This window comes from Nocardioides aquiterrae, assembly GCF_039526625.1.
GTDB classification, from domain to species: domain Bacteria; phylum Actinomycetota; class Actinomycetes; order Propionibacteriales; family Nocardioidaceae; genus Nocardioides; species Nocardioides aquiterrae.
In genome coordinates this window covers 1-706 of record NZ_BAAAJE010000051.1, presented here as the reverse complement: position 1 = coordinate 706, position 706 = coordinate 1, and the positions used below count along the sequence as shown (strand labels likewise).

1 protein-coding gene is annotated in these 706 nt (G+C 66.9%); it reads left to right on the top strand.

The features are described 5' to 3' along the window. Window positions 1-706, top strand: a 706-nt coding sequence (gene ccrA, locus ABD086_RS25275; protein WP_343911458.1) for a crotonyl-CoA carboxylase/reductase, incomplete at both ends; no start/stop codon positions are given.

Genomic DNA, 706 nt, shown 5'->3' with positions numbered 1-706 from the left:
GGATCTGGGGCTTCGAGACCAACTTCGGCGGCCTGGCGCACATCGCGCTGGTCAAGGCCAACCAGCTGATGCCCAAGCCCAAGCACCTGACCTGGGAGGAGGCCGCCTCCCCCGGCCTGGTCAACTGCACCGCCTACCGCCAGCTGGTCTCCAAGAACGGCGGCGACATGAAGCAGGGCGACAACGTGCTGATCTGGGGCGCCTCGGGCGGCCTGGGCGGGTTCGCCACCCAGTACGCGCTCAACGGCGGCGCCACCCCCGTGTGCGTGGTCTCCAGCGAGGACAAGGCCGAGATCTGCCGGTCCATGGGCGCGGAGCTGGTGATCAACCGCAGCGAGGAGGACTACCGGTTCTGGAAGGACGAACGCACCCAGGACCCCAAGGAGTGGAAGCGGTTCGGCGCCAAGATCCGTGAGCTGACCGGCGGCGAGGACATCGACATCGTCTTCGAGCACCCCGGCCGCGAGACCTTCGGCGCCAGCGTCTACGTGACCCGCAAGGGCGGCACGATCACCACCTGCGCCTCGACCAGCGGCTACATGCACGAGTACGACAACCGATACCTGTGGATGAACCTCAAGCGGATCATCTCCAGCCACTTCGCCAACTACCGCGAGTCCTGGGAGGCCAACCGCCTCATCGCCAAGGGCAAGATCCACCCCACCCTGTCCCAGACCTACTCCCTCGACGAGGTCGGACAGGCCGC